Consider the following 26,278-nt stretch of genomic DNA (forward strand, 5'->3'; position numbering starts at 1 on the left):
CCGCCGATCACTCCGCCGGCGACCTGCATGCGCAGCATAGGCCGATCGCGCGCGCTTGTCGCGTCTCGATGCGATGACCTTGGCGCAATGACGACGAAGTGACACATCGCAAGCGCCAATCTGCCCGCTCGTGGACGCGATCCTTCGCGCCTGCGAAAGCCAAGCGGTCATATTCAAGCCGTTATATTCAAACGGAAATAGCGTCTCACATTCCCGTGAAAGATGAGGAGGGAGGCTCCGCTTTTCGATGACTTTCGGGAAGGGGCGGCTAGTCTGGAACCATCCAAATCAAACGAGAGGCGCGCAATGGCACGTCTGACGATCAATGGCGCGGCGCGCGAAATCGATGCGCATCCGGATACGCCGCTCCTGTGGGCGCTGCGCGAGCAGGCTGGCCTCACCGGCACGAAATTCGGCTGCGGCATTGCGCAATGCGGCGCCTGCACCGTGCATATCGATGGCGAGGCGGTGCGCTCCTGCTCGATGCCGATCAGCGCGCTGACCGAAGCGCAGAAGATCGTCACCATCGAAGGTCTCTCGCCTGATGGTTCGCATCCCGTGCAGAAGGCGTGGCTCGCGCTCGAAGTGCCGCAATGCGGCTATTGCCAGGCGGGCATGATCATGGCCGCGGCGGCGCTGCTCAAGAAGACGCCGAAGCCGACCGACGACGACATCAATGCGGAGATGACCAACATCTGTCGCTGCGGGACCTACAATCGCGTGCGCGCCGCCATCAAGCAGGCGGCCGGAACGAGCAACGGCTGAGGAGGCGCGATCATGTCGACAGCTCTTGATCTCTCCCGCCGCCGCTTCGTCCAGACCGCCGCCGCCGGCGCTTTCACCTTCGGCTTCACGATTCCGACCGAGCGCGCTCTGGCGCAGGGCGCGCTGAAGGAGCCTGAAGTCAACGCCTGGGTCGTCATCAAGCCCGATGACACCGTGATCGTGCGCATCGCGCGATCGGAGATGGGTCAGGGCACGCTGACCGGCCTCGCGCAGCTCGTCGCCGAAGAGCTGGAATGCGACTGGGACAAGGTGACGTGGGAATATCCGACGCCCGGCGAAAATCTGCGGCGCAACCGCGTGTGGAAGAATTTCTCCACCGGCGGCAGCCAGGGCGTGCGCCAGTCAAACGAATATGTGCGCCAGGGCGGCGCGCAGGCGCGCCTCATGTTGGTGCAGGCGGCGGCGAATGAATGGAAGGTCCCGGCCAGCGAATGCAAGGTGCTGAAGGGCGTCATCACGCATACGGCGTCGGGACGCTCGACCACCTATGGAAAAGTCGCGGCCGCGGCGGCGCAGATTCAAATTCCTGACAATCCGCCGCTGAAGGACCCGAAGGACTGGACGATCGCCGGCAAGCCGCTGAAGCGGCTCGACACGTTCGACAAGCTCGTCGGCAAGCAGATCTACGGCGTCGACATCAAGCTGCCGAACATGCTGACCGCGACGATCAAGGCGTGCCCGGTTTTCGGCGGCAAGGTGAAGAGCTTCGACGCCGCGAAGGTCGCGAGCATGCCGGGCGTGAAGAAGGTCGTGCAGATCGGCGATGTCGCGGTCGCCGTTGTCGCCGACACCTTCTGGCAGGCGAAGACGGCGCTCGATACGTTGCCGATCGTCTGGGACGAAGGGCCGAATGCGAAAGTCACCAGCACCACCATCGCGGCGGTGCTGAAGGAGGGACTTGACGCCGAGCAGGCTTTCATCGGCAACAAACAGGGAGACGCGAAGGCCGCGATCGCCAAGGCCGCGAAAAAGGTCGAGGCGGTCTATTCCTATCCTTACCAGAACCATGCCTGCATGGAGCCGATGAACGCCACGGCGATCTGGACGCCTGACAAATGCGAAGTCTGGTGCCCGACGCAGAATGGCGAGGCGGCGCTGGCGGCGGCGATCGAAGCGTCCGGCCTGCCGGCGCCTAAGGTCGACGTCTATAAGGTGCATCTCGGCGGCGGCTTCGGTCGGCGCGGCCAGACCGATTACGTCCGGCAGGCGGTGGCGATCGCGAAAGAGATGCCTGGCGCGCCGATCAAGCTGATCTGGACCCGCGAAGAAGACATGCTGCACGGGTTCTATCACCCGATCACGCAGTGCAAGCTCACGGGCGGTCTCGACGCGGACGGCAATCTCGTCGGCCTGCATATGCGCATTTCCGGCCAATCGATCCTCGCCGGGCTCAATCCGCAGGCGCTGCAGAACGGGCGCGATCCCGTCACCTTCCAGGGCCTCAATCCGCAGGGGCCGGAAGGACAGTTCGGCTACGCCGTGCCCGATCTGCTGATCGATCATGCGATGCGCAATCCGCATGTGCCGCCGGGCTTCTGGCGCGGCGTGAACCTCAATCACAACGCCATCTATCTCGAATGCTTCATGGATGAGCTGGCGAATGCCGCCGGCATGGACCCGCTCGCCTTCCGCCAGAAGCTGCTGCAGAAATCGCCGAAGCATCTCGCGGTGCTGAACGCGGTCGCGATGAAGATCGGCTGGGATTCAAAGCCCCCGCAAGGCGTCTTCCGCGGCCTGTGCCAGATCATGGGTTTTGGCAGCTATGTCGCGGCCGCGGCTGAAGTGAGCGTCAATCCCAGCGGCACGGTGAAGATCCAGCGCATTGTCGCGGCGACCGATCCCGGCCACGCGGTCAATCCCGACCAGATCGCGGCGCAGGTCGAAGGCTCTTTCGTGTACGGTCTCTCCGCCTGCCTCTATGGCGAATGCACCGTCGGCGGCGGGCGCATCGAGCAGGAGAATTTCGACAGTTACAATGTGCTGCGCATGGACGAGATGCCGAAGGTCGAGAGCATTGTGATGCCTTCGGGCGGCTTCTGGGGCGGCGTCGGCGAGCCGACGATCGCGGTTGCGGCGCCTGCGGTGCTCAATGCGATCTTTGCGGCGACCGGCAAGCGCGTGCGCGAGCTGCCGCTGAAGAACATCGATCTGAAGAAGGCGTGAAGGCCGCGGCGATCGCATTTTGTTCGTGATGCGCAATCGCGCCGCGCTTCCTTCTCCCCGTTTACGGGGAGAAGGTGTCCGCGAAGCGGACGGATGAGGGGCTTTGAACATCGACAAACGGCGTCAGCCCCTCACCCGCTTTGCTCGCGACGATGCTGCGCATCGCGCTGCGCAAAGCACCCTCTCCCCGCAAGCGGGGCGAGGGAAAGCGCTCGCACGTCGCGGCCAAACTCGAAGTTCTTCAACGGCCTTGTTGATTGCAGCAGGTTTCGCCGCGATCGGCGCGAATGCATCGATAGCGCAAACGATTCAGCAGAACGGCGTCAAGATCGAAGGCGACGCGATCCCCACATCGCTCACCGGCGGGCCGGGCGACGCCGCGCGCGGACGCTCGATTGTCGCCAGCCGACAAACCGGCCTTTGCCTGCTCTGCCACAGCGGGCCAATTCCGGAGGAGCGTTTCCAGGGCACGCTGGCGCCCAATCTCGCCGGCGCCGGATCACGTCTGAGCGAGGGGCAGCTCCGCCTGCGACTGGTCTCATCCCGCCGTGTCAATCCGACCACGATCATGCCATCCTACTATGGCAGCGAAGAGCTGACGCGCGTGGCGGCTGCGTTCCGCGACAAGCCGATTCTCAGCGCGCAGCAGATCGAGGATGTCGTGGCCTATCTCACGCAATTGAAGGACTGAGGCGCGATGAGCGCGGTTTCTCTTATCTCGCGACGCGAGGCGCTCGTTACAGGCGCTGGCCTCGCCTTCATCACGATCGTCAGGCCGGCGCGCGCCGCCATCCCCGCGACGATCGATGAAGCCATCCACGCCTTCACCAACGGCGCGGAGGTGAAGCGCGGCAAGGTGAAGCTCGACATTCCCCCGCTCGTCGAAAACGGCAATTCGGCGCCGATGACGGTCAAGGTCGACAGCCCGATGACGGCCGAGGATCATGTGAAGGTCATCGCCGTCTTCAACGAAAAGAATCCGCAGCCAAACGTGGCGAATTTCTATTTGAGCCCTCGCTCCGGCCGCGCCGAAATCTCGGCGCGCATCAGGCTCGCCACGACGCAGCAGATCACCGCCATCGCGAGGCTCAGCGACGGCAGTTACTGGTCCGACGCGATCGAAGTGATCGTCACCATCGCCGCCTGCACGGAGGAATGAGATGGCGAATGCGCTCATCACCGCGCCCAAGACGGCGATCAAAGGTGAAGTCATCACGCTGAAGGCGATGTTCGCGCACCCCATGGAGACGGGTTATCGCCATGACATCTCGGGCGACATCATCCCGCGCGACATCCTGCACACTTTCATCTGTCGCTACGCCGGCGAAGTCGTGTTCCGTTCGGATTTCTTCCCGGCCGTCGCGGCCAATCCCTTCATCAGTTTCACCACCATCGCGACGAAATCCGGCCCGCTCGAATTCACCTGGATCGGCGATGACGGGCAGACGCATACGGAAACCGTTCCGCTGACGGTGACCTGATGCACCGCGCGCAAGCGCCGATTCTCTTCGCCGCCCTCGTCCTCGCCGGCGCTGGTTTTGCGCAGCAGGCGGGCGATTCGCGTCGCTCCGGCTACGACATGATGCAGCCTTCGCTGCAGGAGATGGAGCGCGATGACGGCACCAACCCCGCCATGCTCTGGGTCAGGGAAGGCAAGAGCCTGTGGTCGCAGAAGCTTGGCCCGGACGCGAAGTCCTGCGCCGACTGTCACGGCGATGCGACGCAAACGATGCGCGGCGCAGCGGCGCGCTATCCCGCCTTCGACGCAGCGGCGCAGAAGCCGATCGATCTCGCCGGGCGCATCCAGCAATGCCGAACGGAGCGTCAGCACGCGACGCCGCTTGCGCGCGAAAGCCGCGGACTCAATGCGCTCGCAAGCTATGTCTCGCTGCAATCGCGCGGCCTCGCCATCACGCCGCCGCAGGACGCGCGCCTTGACGCGACGCGGGCGCAAGGCGCGGCCCTTTTCAATGCGCGCATGGGGCAACTCAATCTCTCCTGCGCCGCCTGCCACGATGCGAACGCCGGACAGAAGCTTGGCGGCAGCCTGATCCCGCAGGCGCATCCGACCGGCTATCCCATCTATCGCCTGGAATGGCAGGATATCGGCTCGCTGCAACGGCGTTTGCGCAACTGCATGATCGGCGTGCGGGCCGAACCGTTCCCGTCCGGCTCCGCCGAATATATCGCGCTCGAAGCCTATCTCATGCAGCGCGCCGCCGGCATGGCGATGGACGCGCCCGGCGTGAGGCCGTGAGTTCCACAGCGCGTCATCAAAATATTTGTCATTCCGGGGCGCTCCGCGGGAGCGAGCCCGGAATCCAGAGATATGTAAGGCTCGATCGTTTTCTGGGTCCCGGGCCCGCGCTTTCAGCGCGTCCCGGGATGACGTGCTGGATATGCCGCGCAACGCTGTGTTTGCGGCAACACCCACCCGTCCTGCACGGCAAGCGTGACGCGATCGCCCTCATTGACGCTCACGGGCTCATCAAGTTCGAGCCTCAGGGCGATCGAGGGATCGGCCTCCACGCGCGCATCGGCGCGGAAACGGCCGCCCTGATAGACAAGCCTTTCGATCCTCGCCGCGAAGCCATTTTCCGCGACGCGCAGATCACGCGCGCGCAGGCATAGCTTCGCACTCGCAGCCGGCTTCTGTTCGGCTGCGCAGCGCACATCGATCATCGCGCCGAACAAAGACGCGCGCGCACGACCGCCCGATTGCGGCGCGACATTATCGATCGGCAGAATGAAGCCATTGCCGATGAAGCGGCCGACGACCTCATTCGCGGGCTCGCGATAGAGCTGCGAGGGCGAGGCGAGTTGCAGGAGTTTGCCCTGCTCCATCACGGCGATGCGATCGGCAAGCGCCATGGCTTCCGCCTGATCATGGGTGATGTAAACCATGGTGCGGCCAGTGCGCTTGTGGAAGCGGCTGAACTCCTCCTCCATCGCGGCGCGCAGATGCACGTCGAGATTGGCAAGCGGTTCATCAAGCAGCACAAGCGATGGTTCAGCCACAAGACAACGCGCCAGCGCCACGCGCTGGCGCTGTCCGCCCGAAAGCAATGCGGGCCGGCGCGCGCCGAGGCCCGTCAATCCCACGAGATCGAGCGCGGCGTTGACGCGCTTCGACAGGTCGGGCTCGCGCACGCCTGCGATCTTCAGGCTGTAGGCGACATTCTCGCTCACCGTCATATGCGGCCAGAGCGCGTAATTCTGGAAGACGATGCCGATGCGCCGATCCTCGGGCGGCACGCGCGTCGTCGCCGATGACATCAGCCGATCGCCGATCGTGATCGAGCCGCCATCGAGCGGTTCGAAACCCGCGATAAGACGCAGCAGTGTGGTCTTGCCGCATCCTGAAGGCCCGAGCACCGCGATGAATTCGCCATCGGCGACATCGATCGAAACGGAATCGAGCGCGCGATAGGCGGCGAACTGCTTGGTGACATTGTCGACTTTCAATCGCGCCACGGCAGAACCCCTTGCGGCAACCGCCGCGCGAACAGAAGCGTCGAGGCCATGAGGCCGATCGTCGCCAGCACCGTCAGCGTCGCGATCGCGGCGGCGTAGCCGGAATCGCCGCCCTGCTCGAAGGCGAAGACGATGACGCCTAATGTCTCCGCGCCTGAGGACCAGAGCAGCGCCGAGACCGTCAGCTCGTTGAAGGCGGTCAAGAAGATCAGAAGCGCGCCCGCCGCGGCAGCCGGCGCAACGAGAGGCAGGATCACGGTGATGATCCGCTTCGGCAGCCGCGCGCCTGCGATCTGCGCGGCTTCTTCCACCGCGCGATCAAGTTGATGATAGCCGCTGACCACGGGCCGCAGGCCAAGCACGAGAAAGCGCGCGAGATAGGCGAAGAGGATAATCCAGACGGTGTTGTAGATGGAGAATCCGACAAGAGGGATCGGCCTGAGAAACAGCAGCACCGCGGCGATCGACAGCACAACGCCGGGCAGCGCGTAGGGAAGCTCCACGATGGCGTTGAGCGCGCGCAAGAGTTTCGAGCCGCGCCAGACGATGAAATAGGCGAGCGGGACCGCAATCGCGACAATCACTAGCGCCGCCGTGAAAGACAGCGCAAAACTGTTGCGGAAGGCGCGGCGCGATCCCTCATGCTCGAACAGAACGAAAGCGTAATTCGCTGATGTCGCCGTGTTGGCGTTGAGCGGCACGCCCAACGCCGGCGTCAGCGACGTCATAAGCAGCGCGAGAAAAGGCAGGACGAGCACGGCGAGCGCGAGAATCCACAATCCGATTTCGACAGGCGCACGCCATGGCCCCAACTCCATCGGCTGGGCTGCGCTCGATGTCGTGACGATGCGCGCGTCGCGCCGGCCCGTCATGGCGTTCTGCGCGAGGATGCCGATCATCGCGACGGCGCCGATCAGCAGCGAGAGCACGGAGACATCGGAGAGCACGGAGGGCCCGAGGCCCGAGAGGCGTTGATAGATGAGCGTCGGCAACGTGAGATAATTCGCGGGGATTCCGAGGAAGGCGGGAATGCCGAAATTGCCGAGGCAGGAGACGAAGCAGAGCGCGACGCCCGCGATCAGCGCCGGCTGCATCAATGGCAGCACGATCGTGCGCAGGATCGTCCAGCGGCCCGCGCCCGCAGCGCGCGCCGCTTCAATCAGTTCGCGTGGCAAGGCGCGCAAACCGGCGCGCAAGGTGAGAAACACCAAAGGCGCATATTGCACGCCGAGCAGCAGAATGATTCCGCCACGGGAATAGAGCGGATTTTTCGCGCCAAGCGGCGGCGCGAGGCCGATCGCCGCGAGGATCGGGCTCGAAGGGCCGAATAGTTGCAGCCAAGCGAGCGCGGTCACCTGCGGCGCGATCATCACGGGCAGCACGAAGCAGAAGACGAGCGCGTTGCGGCCCCTGATGTCGGTCAACGCGACGACCAGCGCCATCGCCGCGCCGATGATGACAGCGAGCAACGTGCCGCCGAATGCGGTTTCGAGACTGTGCTGGGTCGCGATCCATGTGGTGGGACTCGCGAGCACGCGCGCCCAGGATCGCAGCGAAAATCCCGCCGGCGACGCGAAAGCCTCGATGAGGATTCGCGCCAGCGGCAGGACCGAGAAAACGCCGACGATGAGAACCAGCGCTCCGAGGAGTCCATGCTCGCCGAATCGCGACCTCGCCCCCCCTGCCCTCATCAGAAGATCAGGCGGAGCCGAACATATCGGCGAAGCGACGCTTGTCGTCCTCCGTGGTCTTCAGCACCGCTTCGATATCCATCGGCATCAGATTGGCCGACTGACCGGCCGGCATCCAGGGCGGCGCGCCGACAGAAGCTTTCGCCGCGAGATAGCCCTGGCTCAGCGCGAGCTTCTGGCCGTCATCTGACAGGATGAAATCAATGAAGGCGCGCGCGGCCGCCTTGTTCGGCGCCGTCTTCAGCATCGCGACCGGCTCGGTGACGGCGGTGACGCCCTCCTTCGGAAAGACGAACTCCACCGGCGACCCTTGAGCCTTCGCATTGTAGGCGAGATAGTCGACCAGCACGCCATAGGGCTTTTCGCCTGTGGCGACCGACTTCAGCACGGCGCCGTTGCCGCGCACCGCCACCGTCTCGTTGGCCTTCAGCGCATCGTAGAATTTCCAGCCGAGATCGGGCCGCTTCGTCACGGCGCCCATCATGATCGCCGCAGCGCCGGAATAGAGCGGACTCGGCATGGAGATGAGGCCCTTGAGCTCGGGCTTCATCAGATCGGTCCAGGACGTCGGAACGAGCTTCGCCGCCTTGTTGTAAGCGATGCCTGTCGTGATCAGCTTGGTGCCGAAATAGGCCTTGTCCTTGTCATAAGCCTCAGGCGCGAAGCCGTCGGTCTTCGCGGGCGCATAGGCCTCAAGACGATTCTCGCGCTTCAGCGCCTCCATGCTGACGCTGTCGGCGATCAGCAGCACGTCGGGCCGCGGCTGGCCGGCGGAGAATTCGGCCGCCAGCTTCGCCATCACTTCAGTCGTGCCGGAGCGGAAAATCTCGACCTCGACGCCGGGATTGGCCTTCTTGTAGCCGGCCGCGGTCTGATTGGCGTCCTTCTCCGGCTGCGAGGTGTAGAGAACGAGTTTGCCCGAGGCGCCGGACTGGGCGCGGGCGACAAACGGCGCGGCCATCGTGGCGGCGCCAGCCGCGACGAGGCGACGGCGATCAATCGGAGACATCAATTCCTCCTGGGAACGCCCGATGGACGCGAAAAGCGACAGGCCTTTGGTTAGTTGGCTCTTAACGTGACATCCCGATGACAGGCGTACATCGGTCCTCTCGCAAGCACAAATGAACAATTTGCCGGCGCATCATAACCCTTCGCCGGGCGAATTGCCGGCTCATGCTCCCTGCGTTTCGCGAAAATGCGAGGGGGCCATTCCTGCGCGCGCGGAAAAAAACCGCGTGAAGTAAGCAGGATCATCGAAGCCGAGGGCATGACCAATCTCGCTCACCGACATGGTGCTGTAGAGCAGGCCCCTCTTCGCTTCGACAAGCACGCGATCATGCAGCACCTCCTGCGGCGAGCGGCCGGCGGCGCGACGTATGCCGGCATAGAGCCGGTCCTGGCTCACGCCAAGCGCAGCGGCGTAGCGCGAGAGCCGCCATTGCTCGCGATAGGAGGCCTCAACCAGCGTGCGGAAGCGCTGATAGAGATCAAGATCAGCCGCCGGCGCTGACGGCTGCGAAGGCGGCCCGGCGAGCCGCGCGGCGGCCACCAGCAAGAGATCGAACAAAGCGGCGCAGGCGGCCCGCCCGCCGAAGCCTCCGAGGCCAAGCTCGCCAAGCAGAGCGTCGGCCATTCGCCCGAGCTCCGCGGCCATGTCCGGCCGCTCCACCCGCACGCCAACGAAGCGTGTGCGCAAAAAATCGAAAGCGCCGAACCCGTCCCGCGCCAGAGCCGACTCCAGCAGATCCTGCGCAGCCGTGATCACCGCGCCTTCGGTGTCGGGAAGAAAATCGAAGGCGTGGATGCAGCCGGCCGGAATCCAGAAGAACCAGGGCGGCTCCATTGTGATGGATCGTCCCTCGATCAACGCCCTCCCGCCGCCGCCTGTCAGGAACATCGCCTGCCACATGGCCGCGTGGCGATGGCTGCGGATGGACCAGCCGAGCGGGCGCGCCCGCGCCCTGATCTTCTCGGCGTGGAGGAAGCCGGGATCGGCGTAGCTGCGGTTTTCCGCGTAGAGATCGTAACTCGGGACGACGTCGCGCATTATCGGAAAAGTGCAAGAATCGGCGGTCGCCGTCCATGGCTTTGAGAGCCCGCCGCCAGCTAAGAATCGGAAAAATGCGGGAGGGAGCAATGCGCGCGCAGGTCGCGATCGTGGGGTCCGGGCCGGCCGGGCTCTTTCTCGGCGCGCTTTTGCACAAGGTCGGGATCGACGCCGTCATCGTGGAGCGCCGCAGTCGCGACTATGTGCTCGGCCGGATTCGTGCAGGCGTTCTCGAGAGCGGGACGGTCCGGCTGCTCGATGAAGCAGGAGCGAGCGCAAGGCTGCACGCCGAAGGCTTGCCCCATGACGGCTTCGACCTGCTCTATGGCGGCGGCCGGCGTCGCATCGACCTCAAGGGGCTCACGGGGACGAACGTCACCGTCTATGGCCAGACGGAGCTGACGCGCGACCTCATGGATGCGCGGCTCGCCTCCGGCGCGGTCACGATCTACGAGGCGGAGAACGTCGCCCTGCATGATTTTGACGGCGAACGCCCGCGCGTGACCTTCGAAAAGGACGGAAAGGCGCAAGAAATCGCCTGCGATTTCATCGCGGGGTGCGACGGCTATCACGGCGTCAGCCGCGGCAGCGTTCCCGCCTCCGCGATGCAGACATTCGAGCGCATCTATCCCTTCGGCTGGCTCGGGCTGCTGTCGGACACGCCGCCGGTTTCGCATGAGCTGATCTACGCCAACAGCGCGCGCGGCTTTGCGCTCTGCTCGATGCGCTCGATGACGCGCAGCCGCTACTATGTGCAATGCGCGCTCGATGATCGCGTCGAGAACTGGAGCGATGATCGCTTCTGGAACGAGCTGCGGCGACGGCTTGATCCCGCGACCGCCGCGTCGCTCGTGACCGGCCCCTCAATCGAGAAATCGATCGCGCCGCTGCGCAGCTTCGTCGCCGAGCCCATGCGCTTCGGAAAACTGTTCCTTGCCGGCGACGCCGCCCACATCGTGCCGCCGACCGGCGCGAAGGGGCTCAATCTCGCAGCGGGCGACGCGCATTATCTCGCCGAGGCGCTGATCGAGCACTACAGCGAAAAATCAGATGCCGGGATCGACGCCTATTCCAGGCGCGCGCTGGCGCGCGTGTGGAAAGCGGTGCGCTTCTCCTGGTGGATGACCTCGCTGATGCATCGCTTCGACGACGATCAGGGCTTCGGCGCGAAGATCCAGCAGGCGGAGCTCGACTATCTCGCGTCGTCGGAGCATGCGCGCGCGGCGCTGGCGGAGAATTATGTGGGGCTGCCGTTTTAGCGCGCCATCTCAAAAGTTACGTCATTCCGGGGCGACGCGAAGCGTCGATCCCGGAATCCATTGCTGCGCTTGCTACAATTTCCCTGACGCGCAGCGCTGAACCATTTCTGGGTTCCGGGCTCGCGCCTGCGGCGCGCCCCGGAATGACGATCTGGAAAGAGGTGGAAGCGCTCGACTATTCCAGCCCGCCCTTCTTCTTGATGAAATCGATCACGACATCGACGCCCGTTCCATCGCGCATATTGGCGAAAACGTAAGGGCGCTGCCCGCGCATGCGCTTCGTATCCGCTTCCATGACCGAGAGATCAGCGCCGACGAAAGGCGCGAGATCGATCTTGTTGATCACGAGGAGATCAGAGCGCGTCACGCCCGGCCCGCCCTTGCGCGGAATCTTCTCGCCCTGCGCCACATCGATGACATAGATCGTGAGATCGGCGAGTTCAGGCGAGAAGGTCGCGGCGAGATTGTCGCCGCCGGACTCGATCAGGATCACATCGAGCGCGGGAAACTTCTTCCGCATCTCGGCGATGGCGTGGAGATTGATAGAGCAATCTTCGCGAATTGCGGTATGCGGGCAGCCGCCTGTTTCAACGCCCATGATGCGCTCTTCCGGCAAAGCGCCTGACACGGTGAGGATGCGCGCATCCTCCTTGGTGTAGATGTCATTGGTGATGGCGCAGAGATCATAAGCCGCGCGCATGCGCTTGCAGAGCGCCTCCATGAGCGCCGTTTTTCCCGAGCCGACCGGCCCGCCGATGCCGACCCTGAGCGGGCCGTGAGCGCTTTTTCCCGTCATGAGCGGAACAGCCTCGTATATTGGGTTTCGTGATGCATGGCCGCGAGATCGATGCGCAGCGCGGCGCCGCCGAGATCATCGAGCGTCATCTCCAGCGCAGATGCGGCGATCTCGCGAACGAGTGGCGCAAGCGCGGCGATGGCTCTTTGCCCGTCGGTCTGGCCCAACGGAACGGCGCGCACGACGGCGGACGCAAGATTCGATGCGAACGCCAGCAGATAGGCTTCGAGCGAAGATTGAAGCGGCATGCGATGCGCCGCGCAGGCGAGTGCGACTGCGACGGGATAGGCGATCTCGTCACCCGTCTTTGCCGCCCACATCGCGAGATCATGCGCCGGCCACGCCGCAAGCGTCGCATCCATGAAGGCGCGGCCCTGCTGCAGCGATTCAAGCTTGCGCTCGCGCGAAGGCGCGAAGGCGGCGGCAAGTTCAGCGATCTCGCCAAGGCGCTCCGTGTCGTTCAGCGCCGCCCTGTAGGTCTCGACAAAGAAAATCGCGTCGTTGCGGCCGCCGCCATGCGCGAGGATATCACGCAGGAATTCGATCAGCGTGTCCCGATCTTTCACCTCGCCGGTTTCAACAAGCCATTCCAGCCCGTGGGAATAGGCGTAGGCGCCGACGGGATAGGACGGCGACAGCCAGGCGAACAGCGGCAGCGCCGCCGCCTCAGTGGCGGCGCCAATGTCCGTGTCCATGGTCGTGATCGTGATCATGCATGTGGTCATGATGCCCGTGGCCATGGGAATGCGAATGGCCGTGTGAGTGTCCTTGCGCATAGGCGCCGCCTTCGGGATCGAAAGCCGCTTCGATCTGCATGACCTCGGCGCCGAGGCCGCGCAACATCTCCTCGATGACATGGTCGCGCCTGATGCGCAGGCGACGTCCGACCATCTGCGTTGGCAGATGGCGATTGCCGAGATGCCAGGCGATGCGGATCATGTGATCGGGATTCTGCGCGCGAATTTCAGCGAGTGGTTCAGGCGCAGCGCTGACCTCCACGACGCGCCCGTCCTCCAGCGCGAGCCCGTCGCCATGGCGCAGCGCCACGGGCTCGGCGAGATCGAGCAGGAATTCGAGGCCGCGCACACCCGTCATCGACACGCGCCGGCGATGGCGATCGTCGAAATCGAGCACCACCGTGTCGGCGGGCGTCGCTGACCAGTCGCCGGCGGCCAGCACTTTCGTCGCGCGCAGCATCAGAACAGGAAATAGCGCTGCGCCATCGGCAGCACCTTCGCGGGCTCGCAAACCAACGGCTCGCCGTCCGCGGTCACGACATAGGTCTCGGGATCGACCGTGATCTTCGGCGTCGCGCCATTGTGGATCATCGACTTCTTCGAGATGCCGCCGCGGACATTCTCGACCGCGACGAACTCCTTGTCGACGCCAAGCTTGTTGCGCAGCTTACCGTCGATCGCCGCCTGCGAGGTGAAGATCACAGCGCTCTGCGTCAGCGCCTTGCCGTAGTGGCCGAACATAGGTCGATAATGCACGGGCTGCGGCGTCGGGATCGAGGCGTTGGGATCGCCCATGGGCGCCGCGATGATCATGCCGCCCTTCAGGATCATGTCGGGCTTCACGCCGAAGAAGGCCGGCGACCACAAAACGAGATCGGCGAGCTTGCCTTTCTCGATGGAGCCGATGTGCTTCGATACGCCCTGGGCGATGGCGGGATTGATCGTGTATTTCGCGATGTAGCGTTTCGCGCGGAAATTGTCGTTGTCGCCCTTGTCTTCCTTCAGGCGGCCGCGCTGCTTCTTCATCTTGTCGGCGGTCTGCCAGGTCCGGATGATGACTTCGCCGATGCGGCCCATGGCTTGCGAATCCGACGACATCATCGAGAGCGCGCCGATATCGTGCAGGATGTCTTCGGCCGCGATCGTCTCCTTGCGGATGCGGCTCTCGGCGAACGCCAGATCCTCCGCGATTGACGGATCGAGATGATGGCAGACCATGAGCATGTCGAGATGCTCATCGAGCGTGTTGACGGTGAAGGGCCGCGTCGGATTTGTCGATGACGGCAGCACATTCTTCAGGCTCGCCACCTTGATGATGTCAGGCGCATGGCCGCCGCCGGCGCCTTCAGTGTGGAAGGCGTGAATGGTGCGGCCCTTGAACGCCTTCACCGTGTCCTCGACGAAGCCCGACTCGTTCAACGTGTCGGTGTGGATCATCACCTGCACGTCGTGATCATCGGCGACGGACAGGCAGCAATCGATCGCGGCCGGCGTCGTGCCCCAGTCTTCATGCAGTTTGAGCGCGCAGGCGCCGCCCTTCACCATCTCCTCCAGCGCGCCGGGCAGCGACGCGTTGCCCTTGGCCGAGATGCCGATATTCACAGGGAAGGCTTCCGCCGCCTGGATCATGCGGCCGATATGCCAGGGACCCGGCGTGCAGGTGGTCGCGAGCGTGCCATGGGCGGGGCCGGTGCCGCCGCCAAGCAGGCTCGTCACGCCCGACATCAGCGCATCCTCGATCTGCTGCGGGCAAATGAAATGGATATGGCTGTCGAAGCCGCCGGCGGTGAGGATCTTGCCTTCGCCAGCGATGATTTCCGTGCCCGGCCCAATGATAATGTCGACGCCGGGTTGAATATCGGGATTGCCCGCCTTGCCGATCGCATGAATGCGGCCGTCGCGCAGCGCCACGTCAGCCTTCACGATTCCCCAGTGATCGAGAATGACGGCGTTTGTGATCACCGTGTCGACCGCGCCCCGCGCACGCGTCACCTGGCTCTGACCCATGCCGTCGCGGATCACCTTGCCGCCGCCGAATTTCACCTCCTCGCCATAGCTCGTGAAATCCTTCTCGACCTCAATGATCAGATCGGTGTCGGCCAGGCGAATGCGATCGCCCTTGGTCGGGCCGAACATATCGGCATAGACGCTACGCTTCATCGTGAACATGCAGTCGTCCTGTCGGAGCCTCGATAAGGATTCGCTATCTCAGATTCTTGCCGTCGAACTTCTTGATCTTAAGACTGTCGGGATCGACGCCGTCGAGGCAGCGCGCATTGACGGCGATCATCTCGGCGCCATCCGGCCGCTTGCCCATAGCGAAAGATTCAACGCCGCAGGTTGCGCAGAAGAGATGATGGATGACGTGCTTGTTGAAGAGATATTCCGTCGTCGCGCCTTCGCCCGAGGTCAATCTGAAATCGGATTTGCCGGTGAAAGCGAGAAGCGTGCCAAGGCGGCCGCAACGCGAGCAGTTGCAGGAAATCACTTCGTCGATATCGACATCAGCTTCATAGCGCACCGCGCCGCATTGACAGCCGCCGGAATAGATCTGCTTCATCGCGCATCCTCCATGTTTATTTTGTCTTATCCGCGCGCGACGGCGCGCACATTTCTGACGCGATATGGTCGCGAAACGACCCGATGGAGAACAGTCCCTGATCCCATTTCTCGTGTGCCATGACGACGTCATCCGCAGATGGCCATCCATGCACTGACGAAAAGGACAGAGAATGCGAAGGATCATCATATCCGCGCTCAGCGCGGCGCTCGCTGTGACGCCGGCGGCCATGGGAGTCGCGTTCGCGCAGACGCAGTCGCAATCCGACTCGCCCTCGGAAGCCGCTCCCGCCGAAAAGCCGGCGCCGGGCGTCCGCACGATCAAAGTCGTCGATGTCGATGAATTGCCTGCGAGCACCAAGACTCAGGTGACGGCGAACGCCGCCAAGCAAAAGCCCGACGACATCGTCGCGCTCCGGCGCTCGATCGACGCCATGCCGCAGGTTTCGTCGGCGCTGCAGCAAAAAGGCGCAACCTCCGAGCAGGTCATCGCGGCCGCGCTGGACGATGAAGGCACGCTGACGCTGATCACGAAGAAGAAAGGCGGCTAAAGCCTGCGGAGCGCGGCGGCGGACGCGCCGCTGCGCCATGTCCGCTTGGCCGCTCATAGTTTACCCATAACCTCCTGCCGGAAGCCATAGACGCGCAGCTTGCCGCCAAGCGCGACAAGCGTGACCTCGCGCTCCTGTCCCGGCTCGAAGCGAACCGCCGTTCCCGAGGGAATATTCAGCCGCATCCCGCGCGCTTTCTTGCGATCGAATTTCAGCGCCGGATTGGTTTCGAAGAAATGATAGTGGCTGCCGACCTGGATCGGCCGATCGCCTGAATTGGCGACGGTGAGCGTCACCGTCCTGCGGCCCTTGTTGAGCGTGATGTCGCCGTCCTGCGTGATGATTTCACCGGGGATCATGCGCTGTCCTTTTGCGCGTCAGCGGATCGGATCATGCACGGTGACGAGCTTCGTCCCGTCCGGGAACGTCGCCTCCACCTGCACGTCATGGATCATGTCGGCGACGCCTTCCATCACCTGCGCGCGCGTCACCACATGCGCGCCCTCCTCCATGAGATCGGCGACGCTGCGCCCGTCGCGCGCGCCTTCGACGACATATTCGGTGATCAGCGCAATCGCCTCGGGATGATTGAGCTTCACGCCGCGCTCGAGCCGCTTGCGCGCGACGATGGCCGCCATGGCGATCAGAAGCTTGTCCTTTTCCCGGGGAGTCAGATTCATCCGTGTAGTCCGTCAGGTCATCCAAACGCGCGGCAACGCAGCGCCGCGAAATGATTCGAGAAACCGCGCCACTGACGCGCGCAGCAGCCTTGCATCTTGGGCCAGCCATCGCAACGCCAGAAGCCCGTCCCAGGCGCTGGCGGCGACGTCGCACGCTTGCGATCGGAGAGGATCGAGAAGCGCGCGCGTTTCGTCGAGACGCGCTTCAGCGTCGGGCGCGACATAGAGGATGGTGGCGAAGGCGGACGCGCCGGCCGCCGCTCCCGGGCGCGCAAGCGTCGCTTCGATGTCGCCGTCGAGAAGCAGCGTGTCGGCGTAGATCAGCCGCCCGCCGCGGCGCACGCGCCATTCGTCGCGCAGAAAACCGGAACGCACACGCTCGCCCATGGCTGCGCGGCCAAGCACCGTGATGTCGCAGGCCAGCAAACTCGCTTCCTCCGACAAGGTCGCATGCAATCGCCGTGCAAGCCGCGCCTGATCGAAGAGAATAGTCTCCTGCGGCAGCCAGGCGAGATCGCCTTCAACGGAAAGCGCGACTTCGATGCGCGAGACGCCGCCTGGAGAACGATACACCTTCTCGGCGGCCGGCGTCGTGATCGTTGCGTTAGCTCCGCGCCCGGCGTGGATATCGATCGCATGCCGGTCGCCTGCGGCGACGCCGCCGGCGATATTGACGATCACACCCTCAAGTCCGCGCGAAGAGTGGCGGGGGAAGCGGATGTTAAGAGCGCCTTCCTGGCGGACGCGGGCGGCGATGGTGCGCCTTTCCGACGGCGCGCAGGACAGGGAGATCGCGCCCCGCGCGCGCAGATAATCCGGCAGGTCTTCGCTCACCCCGCTCTCTTCGGGGAGGCGAGAGCGCTTGGCAAGCTTAGAGCCTGTCAGGCAGCCTTGATGCGGGTCGCGAAGGCTTCGACGTCGCCGACCAATTCCGAGCCGATGCGCGAGAGCTGCGCGACCGCGCTGCGCAGCTTCTCCGCCTCCGCGCCGGCGCTCTCGATCAGATCGACGGCGGCGCCATAGCCCTCATTGGCGGACATGACCTGGCTCACCGTCTCGTGGAGATTGCGGCTCAAATCGCCGGTCAGACCGTTCTGCTGGCTGATGGCGGCTGCGACCTCCGCGGCGTTGCGCGACATGTCCTCCATCGCGCCGCCAATGGCCGCGATCTCGTTCACGGAGCGCGCCGTCGCGCTCTGCACGGCGGTGATCTGATCGACGATATCCTGCGTCGCCTTGGTGGTCTGGCTGGCGAGCGCCTTCACCTCCTGCGCGACGACGGCGAAGCCGCGGCCGGCCTCCCCGGCGCGAGCGGCTTCGATGGTGGCGTTGAGGGAAAGCAGGTTGGTCTGCTCGGCGATCTGGCTGATCAGATCGACGATCGAACCGATCGTGCGCGCCGAGACGTCGAGCTCCTGGATCGCCGCATTGCCGCTGCCGACCGCGCGCTCGACCCGGGCGACGACATTGCGGCCAAGCTCCGACTGCCGGGCGAGTTCATTGATCGAGATGGCGAGCTCTTCGGTGCTGGCCGCCGAAGACGTCAGATTGGCGTTGCTGAGCTCGGTGGCGCCGGCGGCCGAGCGGCTGCGCTCCAGCGCTTGGCGCGCGGCGGATGCGACTGCGGCAAGCGCGCGATCGACCAGCGATGCGGCCTGGCCCAACTCGCCGGATACGCCCTCGACCACGCCGCGGAAATCGGCGAGCTGCAGGGAAAGCCTTTCGCGACGATCGCTATTTTCGGCGATGAGCTCGGTCTGCTGGTGGGTGAGCGCGGTCGCAACGGTGCACATGAAGACCCTCTGCAACACCGCCATCTCGCGCGGCGCGGCGCGGCGCGGGAGACCCCAGCGGGTCGATCTGCGGCGCGCATAGGCGGTCATGAGGTAACTTGCGCTGGAGTAGAGCGCGCGCATGTCGGTTTCGCCGTCGGAAAGAGCTTTCACGACCGCGCGCAGGCTCTCGCCATGGCGCTCGACGAAGGCCGGAGAAATGATGGTTTCAAAATGGGCCTTGAGCGCGCTTGCGATCATCGGGCCGTGGCGGCGATACGAGTCGCCGATAACGGGCGCCGACACGATCGTCCCCATGAAGTCGTCAACGCCCTCGGCGACAAAGGCGAGACCGCCGCGCGCGATCGCATCCAGCATCGCAAGGACGCCAGCGTCGTTCAGCCCGTACAGCGCGTACCGGTCGCTGTCGGAAAGATACTTCTTTTCCATGATCGCTCTGGCGACGCGCCGGACGGCGGAGGCTCTCATTTGGCCCCATTAAGGTAAAACTTACCTTAAGGCAGCGGCGCGCCGGCTCCCGGGATTATCCCCAGACCTCGCGGGCGATCTCGACGATCATCTCAAGCTTCCACCACTGCTCGTCCTCCGCCAGCACATTGCCTTCCTCGGTCGAGGCGAAGCCGCATTGCGGCGATAGGCAGAGCTGATCGAGATCGACGTATTTGGCCGCAGCGTCGATGCGGCGCTTGATGTCATCCTTCTTCTCGAGCGCGCCGGTCTTGGTGGTGACGAGGCCGAGCACGACATATTTGCCCTTCGGCAGGAGGCGCAGCGGCGCAAACCCGCCGGAGCGATCATCGTCCCATTCCATGAAATAGCCGTCGATATCGATCTGGTTGAAGACGAGATCGGCGACCGGCTCATAGCCGCCGGAAGCGACGAAGGTCGATTTGAAATTGCCGCGGCAGGTGTGGCTCGTGATCGTCATGTCGGCGGGACGATTCTTCGTCGCCGTGTTGATCATGTCGCGATAGCGCTGGATCAGCAGGTCGGGATCATCGCCTCGCTCGGCCAGCATCTTGCGCTGCTCGGGATCGCAGAAATAGGACAGGCTGGTGTCGTCGAGCTGGAGGTAACGACAGCCGGCTTCGTAGAATGACTTCACCGCCGTCGCATAGGCGTTCGCGAGATCACGGTAATACTCCTCCATATCAGGATAGAGACCCATCTGGATCATCTTCCGGCCGCCGCGATAGTGCAGCATGCTCGGCGACGGGATCGTCATCTTCGCGACGCGATCGGTCGCGCCCTTCAGAAATCTGAAATGCTCAAGGAAGGGATGGTTGGAGAAGCCGATCTTGCTTGTGACGCGCGGCGCTTCCGCTTTCGTCTGCACGCCGGCGAACTGGATGCCGTGATCAAGAATGACGCGCTCGACGCCGTCGAGATTGAACAGAAAGTCGAAATGCCACCAGGTCCGTCGGAACTCGCCGTCGGTGACGGCCTGCAGTCCGATGTCCTCCTGGCGCTTTACGATCTTGCGGATTTCCCGATCCTCGATCTCGCGCAGCGCTTCGGCCGAAATTTCACCCTTCTCGCGTTTCTCCCGAGCTTCCTTGAGTGGCACGGTGCGCAGCAGGCTTCCGACCATATCGGCGCGGAATGGCGGCTTGGTGCGTCTCATGGCGTCCTCCTCAACATCGTTCGCGATGGAATATCGGGATCAAAATTTCCGCCGCGATTGTCATCTGCTCCCGGGCGACGAATCGCGCAAGGCCGCGGGCTTCGCGCGGCCCGATCGCTCGGCGACGCCGAGATGGGTCGCCATGGCTGCTTCGTCGGCGAGAAGATCGGACGAGGCGCCGCGCCAGACGATCGCGCCGCGATCGAGAATGATGGCGCGGTCGGTGATGGGCAGAATCTTGCGCGCCTTCTGCTCGACGAGAATGACCGTCAGCCGCTCCTCGACGATCAGCCGGCGGATGGCGGCCAGCAGTTCGTCGACGATGATCGGGGCCAAGCCCTCAAGCGGCTCATCGAGCAGCAGCAGCTTCGGGTTGAGCATCAATGCGCGCGTCACCGCAAGCATTTGCTGCTCGCCGCCGGAGAGCTGGTTGCCGAGATTGCCGCGCCGCTCCTTCAGCCGAGGAAACATCGCATAGACGCGGGCCAGGTCCCAGCCCTTGCCGCGGGCGACCGCGGTCAGATTCTCCTCGACCGTCAGCGAGCGGAAGATGTTGCGCTCCTGCGGCGTCCAGCCGACGCCGAGCACAGCGCGCTGCTGCGCCTTGAGATTCGAAATGTCGCGGCCGCCGAAGCGGATCGTTCCAGTGGTGCGGCGCGTCAGGCCGATGATCGTGTCGATCAAGGTCGTCTTGCCGACGCCGTTGCGGCCAAGCAGCGCAAGCGATTCGCCCGCTTCGAGAGCGAAGCTGAGATTGTTGAGGACGGTTGCGTCTCGATAGCCCGCTGTCAGATTGTCGATCGCGAGAAGCTCAGCCATGCGCTGTCTCCGCGTCCTCGCCAAGATAGACGGCCTTCACGCGCGGATCGCGCGCGATCTCCTCGACCGTCCCTTGCGTGAACAGCATGCCCTGCACCAGCACAGACATGCGGCGCGCGAAGGAGAAGACGAGCTCCATGTCATGCTCGATCAACAGCACGGTGACGTTGTCTGGCAGCGCGTTGACGATGTCGAGAATCTCGTGGCGCTCTTCCTCGGGAACGCCGGCGGCCGGCTCGTCGAGCAGCAGCAGCGTGGGCTTGCAGGCGAGCGCGAGAGCGACTTCGAGCAGGCGCTGCTTGCCGTAGGGCAGAAGCTTCACCGGCCGCGTCATGACGTCCGAAAGCCGCATGCTGTTCAACAGCGCGGCCGCTTCATCGATCACGGCGCTGTTCGCGCCGACGCCGCGCCACCATTGCGCGCCGGCGCCGACCCGCTCGCCGACCGACAGCGCCACCGTCTCCAGCGGCGTCAGATCGATAAAGAGCTGGTTGATCTGGAAGGTGCGCGCCATGCCGCGACGAACGCGCGACTGCGGCGTGAAGGAGGTGACGTCCTCGCCATTGAGGAACACCGATCCCGACGTTGGCGCGAGCACGCCAGTGAGGAGATTGATGAAGGTGGTCTTGCCGGCGCCGTTCGGCCCGATCAGCGCATGACGATCGCCGGCTTCGAGCTTCAACGAGACGTCGGTGTTCGCCTTGAAGCCGCCGAAGCTCTTGGAAAGGACGCGGGTTTCGAGCGCGAGGGCGCCTGTCGTGATCGAAGGCGTCATGAGCGCCTCCTAAGCAAATTAAGGAGCGCCGCCGGCCCGGCGATCAACCGGTCGCGACCGATGATCACCAGCGCCACGAGGAACAGCCCGATCCAGAACTGCCAGTATTGCGGCGTCAGCGCCGCGATCTGGTCTTGCATCAGCTTGAAAATAACCGCGCCGATCACGCCGCCATAGAGATAGCCGGCGCCGCCGATCAGCAGCACCAGCAAACCATCGGCCGAGCGGTGAAAGGCGAGCACGTCGAGCGAGACGAACGCTTGCGTCTGCGCCAGCAGCGCGCCGGCGACGCCGGCGTAGAAAGCAGCCAGCGTATAGACGCCAACCAACCGCGCATTGACGGGCACGCCAACCGCGCGGGCGCGCAGCGGGTTTCCCTTGATCGCGACGAGCGACAGGCCAAACGGCGAGCCGACGATGCGCCGCGCCGCCATGATCATCACGAAGAGAACGATGAGCGAATAAGCGTAAGCGACATGGCCGAAGATATCGAACTCGAACAGGCCAATGACCGGTCCCATCATCACGCCCTGAAGGCCGTCGGCGCCGCCGGTGAAGCCTGCCTTGTTGGCGATTTCGTAGAACACCAGCGCGACGCCGAGCGTCACCATCAGGCGCGTGAGATCGGTGCCGCGCAACACGAGGAAGCTTGTCGCGAAACCGAAGACCGCTGCGCCGAATCCGCCAACGACGAGGCCCAACACAGGTTCGCCATAACCATATTTCCCCAGCAGGCCGGCGACATAGGCTCCAACGCCGAAGAAGGCGGCGTGTCCGAGCGAGACGATGCCGGCATAGCCGAGCAGGAGATCGACCGATAGCGCGAAGAGCGCCATGATCGCGATCTCCGACAGAATGAGATGCTTGCCCGGCAACAGGAAATAGCTCGCGACGGCGCATAGCCAGAACGCGATCTCGGCGGGGTGGAGGCGCGTGCGCATCGCCAGACTTTTCGCCGCCGCAGCGTGAAGCGAATCCATGTCCCGGTCTCAGCGGGCGCGCGCGAACAGGCCCTGCGGCCTGAGGATCAGCACGACGATCATGATGGTGTAGATGACGAAGGAGCCGATCTGCGGAACATAATATTTGCCGGCGACGTCGGCGACGCCGAGCAGCAGCGCCGCGACCAGCGGGCCCGTCACACCCGAGGTGCCGCCGACCGTCACGACGATCAGGAAGTAGATCATGAATTTGAGCGGAAAGGTCGGATCAAGTCCGAGGATTTCGGCTCCCAGCGCGCCGCCAAGTCCTGCGAGGCCGGAGCCGACCGCAAAGGTGATGGCGAAGATGCGGTCGACCGGAATGCCGAGACCGCGCGCCACGCGCGCATCATCGACCGAAGCCCGCAGCTTGGCGCCAAACGAGCTGCGCGAGAGAATCGACTGCAGGAGAATCGTCAGCGCGCCGCAGATGACGATGATCAGCAGCCGGTAACGGCCGACGCCGACGCCCATGATGTCGATGCGGCCGCGCAGCCATTCCGGCAGATTGATGAATTGCTGCTGCGAGCCCATGACATAGTCGACCGCGGCGACAGACATGAAGACGAGGCCGATGGTGAACAGCACCTGGTCGAGATGGCTCTTGCCGTAAACGCGCACATAGAGCGTGCGCTCGAGCAGCAGGCCGATGAGCGCGCTCGCGATGAAAGCGAGCGGCAGGCAGAGCAGGAAGGGAACGCCATAGCGGTTCGCCAAAACCACGGCGACATAGCCGCCCGCCATCGCGAAAGCGCCATGGGCGAGATTGACGAAGTTCATCAATCCCAGCGTGATCGCCAATCCGCAGGCGATCACAAACAGCAGCATCCCGTACGCGACGCCGTCAAAGAGAATCGTCAACATTGGACCTGTCAGCCGCCCCGCTGAGCCACGCGAAAGATCATTTCTTCCGCGCGGGATCCTTCACCGAGGGGTAGGTCTCGAACTCCACATTGTAAAGCTCGCCATCCACCTTCTCGACCTTGCGGATATAGATATTCTGGACGATGTCGCGGGTGTCGGGATCGATCGAGATCGGCCCGCGCGGACTTTCCCAGGACATGCCCTTCATCGCCGCGATCAGGCCCGGACCATCGGTCGCGCCGTTGGTCTTCTTCAGCGCTTCCGTGATCAGCCGCATGCCGTCATAGCCGCCGAGCGACATGAAGTTCGGGCGCATATTGTTCGCCTTTTTGAAGGCCTCGACATAGGCCTTGTTCGCGGCGGACGGATGGTTCGCGGAATAAAGGTGAGCGGTGACGACGCCGAGCGCGGAATCGCCATAGCCGTTGAGCAGATCGTCATCGGTGATGTCACCCGGCCCGATCAGCCTGATGCCCGACTTGTCCATGCCGCGCTCGACATATTGCTTCATCAGCGCGGCGCCGACGCCAGCCGGCACGAAGACGAAAATCGCATCAGGCTTGGCGTCGATCACGCGTTGCAGGAACGGCGCATAATCCGGGTTCTGCAAAGGCGCGCGCAGTTGCGCTAGCACCTCGCCGCCCGCCGCCTTGAACGGTTCGGAGAAGAATTTCTCGCTGTCGATGCCCGGCGCATAGTCGGTCACGAGCGTGACGACTTTCTTGATCCCGTTCTTCGCCGCCCAGTCGGCGATGGTCGCGGCCGATTGCGCCTGGGTGAAACTGGTGCGCGCGATAAAGGGCGAGGCGTCGACGATCGCCGTGGTGCCGGCGGCCATCACAACCAGCGGCGTCTTCGATTGCGTCGCGATCGGCGCCGTCGCCATCGCCAGCGGCGTCAAGCCGAAGCCCGCAAGCACATTGACCTTCTCGTTGACGACGAGTTCGGTCGCGATGCGTTTTGTCGCATCAGGCACGCCGCCGTCGTCGCGCAGCACGATCTCGATCTTCTTGCCGGCCACGACGCCGCCGATCTGGGAGAGATAGAGCTTCGCTCCAGCTTCGACCTGTTTGCCGATAGGCGTGAAAGGTCCGGTCAGCGGCAAAATCATGCCGATCTTCACGGTCTCCTGCGCCAGCGCTCCGCTCGACGCCGATGCGAGGCCAGCGGCCCCCATCAGGGAAACCCATACGCGACGCGAAATCATCATGCCCCTCCTTCGTATTTTAAGATCACGCCGCATTTTGATTGAATCAATCAAAATGCGGGAACGTGATCGATTCCAAAAGTTTAGAGCATGGCTTTAGCGAAAAACCGGTGTCCACTTTTTCGCGCCATGCTCTAGCCCGCAGCTTTCGGCGGCGGACTCATCGCTTCTTCTCTTTTCTGATTGTTATTTCTTGCGAGCCGGGTCCTTGACCGCGGCGAATTTGTCGAACTCGACATTGTAGAGCTCGCCATCGACCTTCTCGACCTTGCGGACATAGATGTCCTGCACGATCTCGCGGGTTTCCGGATCGATCGAGATCGGGCCGCGCGGGCTTTCCCAGGACATGCCCTTCATCGCGGCGATGAGGCCGGCGCCGTCGGTCGCGCCATTGGTCTTCTTCAGCGCCTCAATGATGAGATGCATGCCGTCATAGCCGCCGACCGACATGAAATTGGGACGCATGCCATTGTTCGCCTTCTTGAAGGCTTCGACATAGGCCTTGTTCATCGCCGACAGATGCGCCGCCGAATAGAGATGAGCGGTGATAATGCCGAGCGCCGAGTCGCCGTAGCCATTGAGCAAATCATCATCGGTGATGTCGCCGGGGCCGATCAGCTTCACGCCCGCCTTGTCCATGCCGCGCTCGACGAACTGCTTCATCAGCACGGCTCCGACGCCTGAAGGCACGAACACGAAGAGCGCGTCCGGCTTGGCGTCGATCACGCGCTGAAGGAAGGGCGCGAAGTCAGGATTCTGCAGCGGCACGCGCAATTGCTGCAACACTTCGCCGCCCGCGGTCTTGAAGGGTTCCGAGAAGAACCGCTCGCTGTCGATGCCGGGCGCATAGTCCGATACAAGCGTGACGACCTTCTTCACGCCGTTCTTCGCCGCCCACTCCGCAATGCTTGCGGCCGACTGGGCCTGGGTGAAGCTCGTGCGGGTGACGAAGGGAGACGCGTCGATGATGGCCGTGGTGCCGGCGGCCATCACGACCATCGGCGTCTTGGCCTGCGTCGCGATCGGCGCCGTCGCCATCGCCAACGGCGTCAGGCCGAAGCCCGCCAGCACGCTGACCTTCTCATTGACCACGAGCTCCTGCGCGATGCGCTTGGTCTGGTCGGCGACGCCGCCATCGTCGCGCAGCACGATCTCGATCTTCTTGCCGGCGACGGTCGCGCCATGCTGCGCGAGATAGAGTTTTGCGGCTGCGTCGATCTGTTTGCCCGTCGATGTAAAAGGGCCGGTCATCGGCAGGATCAGGCCGACTTTCACGGTCTCCTGCGCGATCGCGGCGCCTGAGGCCAGCATCGCAGCGCCGGCGGCTACAGCCGCGGCGTAACGCCGATTCAGCATCTCATCCTCCCGATGGTCGTTCGTTGATCGAACATATTATCCCGTTGCGAACAAATTAGAGGCCGAGCCGACCTCTCCGCAAGTTAGACAATGGATCGGAAAAGCCCATTCGGACCC

Annotated in this window: 28 protein-coding genes; 8 read left to right on the forward strand and 20 right to left on the reverse strand. The window is 63.8% G+C overall.

Annotated elements, in window-relative coordinates; genetic code table 11:
- The first annotated feature begins 306 nt into the window (after window positions 1–306).
- The 6 genes from L8F45_RS20265 (at window position 307) to soxA (ending at window position 5,206) form a co-directional block, all read left to right on the forward strand.
- Window positions 307–765, forward strand: coding sequence for a (2Fe-2S)-binding protein (locus L8F45_RS20265; protein WP_342359664.1), 459 nt, complete (start codon window positions 307–309; stop codon window positions 763–765).
- Between the two features lie 12 nt (window positions 766–777).
- A complete protein-coding gene (locus tag L8F45_RS20270) occupies window positions 778–2,949 on the forward strand; it encodes a xanthine dehydrogenase family protein molybdopterin-binding subunit (protein ID WP_342359665.1) in 2,172 nt (723 codons plus the stop codon).
- Between the two features lie 250 nt (window positions 2,950–3,199).
- Window positions 3,200–3,640, forward strand: coding sequence for a sulfur oxidation c-type cytochrome SoxX (gene soxX, locus L8F45_RS20275; RefSeq protein ID WP_342359666.1), 441 nt, complete (start codon window positions 3,200–3,202; stop codon window positions 3,638–3,640).
- 6 nt (window positions 3,641–3,646) lie between these two features.
- On the forward strand, window positions 3,647–4,108 hold the full coding sequence (locus L8F45_RS20280; protein WP_342359667.1) for a SoxY-related AACIE arm protein: 462 nt from the start codon (window positions 3,647–3,649) through the stop codon (window positions 4,106–4,108).
- 1 nt (window position 4,109) lies between these two features.
- Complete coding sequence (gene soxZ / locus L8F45_RS20285; RefSeq protein ID WP_342359668.1) at window positions 4,110–4,430, forward strand: thiosulfate oxidation carrier complex protein SoxZ; 321 nt, start codon at window positions 4,110–4,112, stop codon at window positions 4,428–4,430.
- Window positions 4,430–5,206, forward strand: coding sequence for a sulfur oxidation c-type cytochrome SoxA (gene soxA / locus L8F45_RS20290; protein WP_342359669.1), 777 nt, complete (start codon window positions 4,430–4,432; stop codon window positions 5,204–5,206). The genes soxZ and soxA overlap by 1 nt, the downstream gene beginning before the upstream one ends.
- Window positions 5,207–5,319: 113 nt before the next feature.
- Here soxA and L8F45_RS20295 read toward each other — a convergent pair whose 3' ends face one another.
- The 4 genes from L8F45_RS20295 to L8F45_RS20310 form a co-directional block, all read right to left on the reverse strand.
- Window positions 5,320–6,423, reverse strand: coding sequence for an ABC transporter ATP-binding protein (locus L8F45_RS20295; protein WP_342359670.1), 1,104 nt, complete (start codon window positions 6,421–6,423; stop codon window positions 5,320–5,322).
- On the reverse strand, window positions 6,411–8,114 hold the full coding sequence (locus L8F45_RS20300) for an ABC transporter permease (protein ID WP_342359671.1): 1,704 nt from the start codon (window positions 8,112–8,114) through the stop codon (window positions 6,411–6,413). The genes L8F45_RS20295 and L8F45_RS20300 overlap by 13 nt, the downstream gene beginning before the upstream one ends.
- Before the next feature lie 7 nt (window positions 8,115–8,121).
- On the reverse strand, window positions 8,122–9,123 hold the full coding sequence (locus L8F45_RS20305) for an ABC transporter substrate-binding protein (RefSeq protein WP_342359672.1): 1,002 nt from the start codon (window positions 9,121–9,123) through the stop codon (window positions 8,122–8,124).
- Window positions 9,124–9,285: 162 nt separating this feature from the next.
- Entirely contained in the window at window positions 9,286–10,161 is an 876-nt protein-coding gene (locus tag L8F45_RS20310; protein WP_342359673.1) for a helix-turn-helix domain-containing protein, read from the reverse strand.
- A gap of 89 nt (window positions 10,162–10,250) precedes the next feature.
- On the opposite strand from L8F45_RS20310, the gene pobA reads away from it, so the two are divergent.
- Window positions 10,251–11,420, forward strand: a complete 1,170-nt coding sequence (gene pobA / locus L8F45_RS20315; protein WP_342359674.1) for a 4-hydroxybenzoate 3-monooxygenase — start codon at window positions 10,251–10,253, stop codon at window positions 11,418–11,420.
- A gap of 175 nt (window positions 11,421–11,595) precedes the next feature.
- On the opposite strand, the gene ureG is transcribed toward pobA, so the two are convergent.
- Genes ureG through L8F45_RS20340 form a run of 5 tightly spaced genes read right to left on the reverse strand, consistent with a single transcriptional unit; the run spans window position 11,596 to window position 15,513 of the window.
- Complete coding sequence (ureG, locus tag L8F45_RS20320; protein WP_342359675.1) at window positions 11,596–12,216, reverse strand: urease accessory protein UreG; 621 nt, start codon at window positions 12,214–12,216, stop codon at window positions 11,596–11,598.
- Window positions 12,213–12,929: an urease accessory protein UreF gene (locus L8F45_RS20325; protein WP_342359676.1), complete on the reverse strand. Its 717-nt coding sequence runs from the start codon at window positions 12,927–12,929 to the stop codon at window positions 12,213–12,215. The genes ureG and L8F45_RS20325 overlap by 4 nt, the downstream gene beginning before the upstream one ends.
- Complete coding sequence (locus tag L8F45_RS20330; protein ID WP_342359677.1) at window positions 12,883–13,413, reverse strand: urease accessory protein UreE; 531 nt, start codon at window positions 13,411–13,413, stop codon at window positions 12,883–12,885. The genes L8F45_RS20325 and L8F45_RS20330 overlap by 47 nt, the downstream gene beginning before the upstream one ends.
- Window positions 13,413–15,122 carry an urease subunit alpha gene (ureC, locus tag L8F45_RS20335; RefSeq protein ID WP_342359678.1) on the reverse strand — a complete coding sequence of 570 codons (1,710 nt, stop codon included), beginning with the start codon at window positions 15,120–15,122 and terminating at the stop codon, window positions 13,413–13,415. The genes L8F45_RS20330 and ureC overlap by 1 nt, the downstream gene beginning before the upstream one ends.
- Before the next feature lie 34 nt (window positions 15,123–15,156).
- On the reverse strand, window positions 15,157–15,513 hold the full coding sequence (locus L8F45_RS20340; RefSeq protein WP_342359679.1) for a GFA family protein: 357 nt from the start codon (window positions 15,511–15,513) through the stop codon (window positions 15,157–15,159).
- Between the two features lie 172 nt (window positions 15,514–15,685).
- Between L8F45_RS20340 and L8F45_RS20345 the strand changes: the two genes are divergently transcribed.
- Entirely contained in the window at window positions 15,686–16,063 is a 378-nt protein-coding gene (locus L8F45_RS20345) for a hypothetical protein (protein WP_342359680.1), read from the forward strand.
- A gap of 53 nt (window positions 16,064–16,116) precedes the next feature.
- Here the strand turns inward: L8F45_RS20345 and L8F45_RS20350 are convergent, their stop codons facing one another.
- The 11 genes from L8F45_RS20350 to L8F45_RS20400 all read right to left on the reverse strand — a co-directional run bounded on the left by L8F45_RS20350 (window position 16,117) and on the right by L8F45_RS20400 (window position 26,161).
- Window positions 16,117–16,422, reverse strand: a complete 306-nt coding sequence (locus tag L8F45_RS20350) for an urease subunit beta (RefSeq protein WP_342359681.1) — start codon at window positions 16,420–16,422, stop codon at window positions 16,117–16,119.
- Between the two features lie 18 nt (window positions 16,423–16,440).
- On the reverse strand, window positions 16,441–16,743 hold the full coding sequence (locus L8F45_RS20355; RefSeq protein WP_342359682.1) for an urease subunit gamma: 303 nt from the start codon (window positions 16,741–16,743) through the stop codon (window positions 16,441–16,443).
- A gap of 12 nt (window positions 16,744–16,755) precedes the next feature.
- Complete coding sequence (locus L8F45_RS20360; RefSeq protein ID WP_342359683.1) at window positions 16,756–17,577, reverse strand: urease accessory protein UreD; 822 nt, start codon at window positions 17,575–17,577, stop codon at window positions 16,756–16,758.
- A gap of 47 nt (window positions 17,578–17,624) precedes the next feature.
- Window positions 17,625–18,965 carry a methyl-accepting chemotaxis protein gene (locus tag L8F45_RS20365; protein WP_342359684.1) on the reverse strand — a complete coding sequence of 447 codons (1,341 nt, stop codon included), beginning with the start codon at window positions 18,963–18,965 and terminating at the stop codon, window positions 17,625–17,627.
- A 94-nt stretch (window positions 18,966–19,059) separates the two neighbouring features.
- Entirely contained in the window at window positions 19,060–20,160 is a 1,101-nt protein-coding gene (locus L8F45_RS20370) for a 5-methyltetrahydropteroyltriglutamate--homocysteine S-methyltransferase (protein WP_342359685.1), read from the reverse strand.
- A 60-nt stretch (window positions 20,161–20,220) separates the two neighbouring features.
- Entirely contained in the window at window positions 20,221–20,979 is a 759-nt protein-coding gene (locus L8F45_RS20375) for an ABC transporter ATP-binding protein (RefSeq protein ID WP_342359686.1), read from the reverse strand.
- The gene (locus tag L8F45_RS20380) at window positions 20,972–21,754 is read right to left on the reverse strand and encodes an ABC transporter ATP-binding protein (protein ID WP_342359687.1); all 783 of its coding nucleotides are present in this window, start codon (window positions 21,752–21,754) and stop codon (window positions 20,972–20,974) included. The genes L8F45_RS20375 and L8F45_RS20380 overlap by 8 nt, the downstream gene beginning before the upstream one ends.
- Window positions 21,751–22,734, reverse strand: coding sequence for a branched-chain amino acid ABC transporter permease (locus L8F45_RS20385; RefSeq protein WP_342359688.1), 984 nt, complete (start codon window positions 22,732–22,734; stop codon window positions 21,751–21,753). The genes L8F45_RS20380 and L8F45_RS20385 overlap by 4 nt, the downstream gene beginning before the upstream one ends.
- 9 nt (window positions 22,735–22,743) lie before the next feature.
- Window positions 22,744–23,598, reverse strand: coding sequence for a branched-chain amino acid ABC transporter permease (locus tag L8F45_RS20390; protein WP_342359689.1), 855 nt, complete (start codon window positions 23,596–23,598; stop codon window positions 22,744–22,746).
- 37 nt (window positions 23,599–23,635) lie between these two features.
- Window positions 23,636–24,808, reverse strand: a complete 1,173-nt coding sequence (locus L8F45_RS20395) for an ABC transporter substrate-binding protein (RefSeq protein ID WP_342359690.1) — start codon at window positions 24,806–24,808, stop codon at window positions 23,636–23,638.
- Window positions 24,809–24,991: 183 nt separating this feature from the next.
- Complete coding sequence (locus L8F45_RS20400; RefSeq protein ID WP_342359691.1) at window positions 24,992–26,161, reverse strand: ABC transporter substrate-binding protein; 1,170 nt, start codon at window positions 26,159–26,161, stop codon at window positions 24,992–24,994.
- Between the last annotated feature and the right edge of the window lie 117 nt (window positions 26,162–26,278).

It is taken from the genome of Terrirubrum flagellatum (assembly GCF_022059845.1).
GTDB classification, from domain to species: domain Bacteria; phylum Pseudomonadota; class Alphaproteobacteria; order Rhizobiales; family Beijerinckiaceae; genus Terrirubrum; species Terrirubrum flagellatum.